The organism is Komagataeibacter kakiaceti JCM 25156, from assembly GCF_000613305.1.
In genome coordinates this window covers 1-2,189 of the sequence record NZ_BAIO01000400.1, presented here as the reverse complement: position 1 = coordinate 2,189, position 2,189 = coordinate 1, and the positions used below count along the sequence as shown (strand labels likewise).

3 protein-coding genes and 1 riboswitch are annotated in these 2,189 nt (G+C 65.1%); all 3 genes read right to left on the bottom strand.

The annotated features are described in order from the left end of the window. Positions 1–190: 190 nt before the first annotated feature. Complete coding sequence (locus JCM25156_RS14360) at positions 191–919, bottom strand: CbtA family protein (RefSeq protein WP_025813615.1); 729 nt, start codon at positions 917–919, stop codon at positions 191–193. Positions 920–1,003: 84 nt separating this feature from the next. Then, positions 1,004–1,149, bottom strand: a riboswitch (cobalamin riboswitch). Between the two features lie 175 nt (positions 1,150–1,324). Continuing rightward, the gene (locus JCM25156_RS14355) at positions 1,325–1,954 is read right to left on the bottom strand and encodes a peroxiredoxin (protein ID WP_025813614.1); all 630 of its coding nucleotides are present in this window, start codon (positions 1,952–1,954) and stop codon (positions 1,325–1,327) included. Between the two features lie 34 nt (positions 1,955–1,988). Continuing rightward, positions 1,989–2,189: SPOR domain-containing protein (locus JCM25156_RS24755; RefSeq protein ID WP_034960016.1), on the bottom strand; the 201-nt coding region annotated here is incomplete at its 5' end.

The following is a 2,189-nucleotide window of genomic DNA, read 5'->3' as shown; positions in this document are numbered from 1 at the left end:
CGACCCCGCCGACAGGACCGCCCTGCACTGGGATGACCAGCCCGCCTATATCGCGGCAAGCCATCCCTATCCCGTCATGGACCGCGCGATGGACGGCAGGCTGCGCGCCTGTGGGATGACGTGATGAAGCGCGGCGCGGCCACGGCCCTGTCCCACCCCCCGTCCCGGCCCCGACGGGGGGCATGACAACTCAGCCGTAATGCACGCCGGGCTGGCGCGCCATGACCCGGTCCGCCAGCACGCCGAAGATCAGGCCAAGGCTGCCCCACAGCACCACCTGCATGCCCAGCGCGGCCTCACGGAAGCGCCACAGCACCACGGCGGGGAAATTCTCCGGCACTTCACTAATATCGGGCAGCGCCCATTGCAGCAGGGCGACCAGAACCACGAATACGGCCCCGCCACACAATGTTGCGTTCCAGTGGCCCATCCGGGCCACCAGCGCCCGCCCGGCCAGAACCGCCAGCGTCAGCGCGCAGAGTGAGAAGACCACCATCTCGAAATACGCGACCGTGCGCATGCCGATCGTTTCCGGCTGGCCCACCGCCGGGGGATTGGCGGGGTATTTCAGGTCAGGCACCATGACCACCGCCAGAAAACCCGCCCCCGCCAGCAGCATGGCCAGCATACGGGGCGAAAAACGCCCGATCCGGCCATAGGCGGTCGCGAAAACCAGCGAAAACAGGCCCCCATAGGCGGCGCCGTACATGATCGCGGCGGTCAGCAGGCCAAACGACGCCTGCACCCCCCGGCTGACCAGTTCCGGCTCCGGCGGTTCACCGGACGCCGCGTCCAGCGCGGATTCGAAGGCGATGGCCATGTTGACCTGCGGTTCACCAAAGATCCGGGCGAACCCGAAAGCGAGACAGGCCGCGAGAATACCGGCCAGCATGCCGCGCAGCAGAAGACGCCCGGCCATTAGCGGATACCCCGGCATGGGGGGAAAGGAAGGAAGATCATGGAAATCAGGTCTCCTGTGGGGAAAGCGCGTCCCGCAACGGAAATAAGGCCCTATCCGCCGGCGGGGTCTGACTTCCGCATGCCGGCATGCGGTGTACAGTGGCGCGACCGTGCCGGAGTCCCACCGGCTTCCCACCCACGGATGACGAAGGCGGCAGTCAATACCGCGCCCGCGCCCAAGTCAATGCACCAGCCACCGCTGGCGGCTATTTGAAAACAACTGATTGATGAAAAACAATAAGAGTTTTCGGGTGCCGTTTTTTTTCAAGAAGGCGGCGTTTCCTGAAGCTTTCCGGAAAAAGCTTCACCAGAAACTTCCTTATGATTTCAGCATGTTATTCAGGCAGACTTTTCAAACAGTCTCTTACCGCGTGGCGGGGGATGCGGGGGGCGGAAGCGACACCCGGCTGGCCTGCCCCTGGCCCGCGCGCCACTGACGCAGCGCATCGAGCGTGTGGGTCACATGGCCTTCGGGTGAAAGCGCGCTGTAGGCGTAGATGACCTTTCCATCGGGCGCGATGACGTAGGAGGTGCGATTGGCGCGGTTGAGCAGCGGCAGGCGGCTGTCATACATGCGCGCGATCTGGCCCCGTGGGTCGGCCGCGACGGGAAAACGGCCATGACCCTCGCTTACAGAAAAGCGGTCGAGGGTCGGCATGTCATCGGTCGAGACGCCGATGACCGTGGCCCCGAGCGCCGTGTACTGGTCCATGGCGTTGGCGAAGTCATGCGCCTCCATGGTGCAGCCACGGGTAAAGGCGGCGGGATAGAAATACAGCACGACCGGCCCCTGCCGCAGCGCATCGGCCAGATGGAAGCTGAACTCGCTGCCATTGCGGGTGGCCTGCGCATCGAACAGCGGGGCCTGACTGCCCACCGGTAGCGCCGCGCGCGCGGGGGAAAAACATACGAACCCGGCAAAGGCCAGCACCCCCACCAGCGGCAGGCACAGTCCCGGCAGGCACCAGCGCGAACGCCTGTAAAAATACCTCATGCTTCCTTACCCCCCGAAGACGGGGCCACTGTCTTCATGTGGTCGGTGGCAGGATCTGGCATCCTCCCCCGCCCAGCTGCTGGCAGATCTTCTGCGCCGCCTCGTGCGACAGGCCGGTCAGCCTTGCACGATAGACATGACCACGATGCGATGCAACGCTTGCGACCTGCGTATGTATCCCGCTGAAGGCGACCTTGGCCCGCGCCTGCCCTGCCGCCTGTTCCGCCTGCCCGGC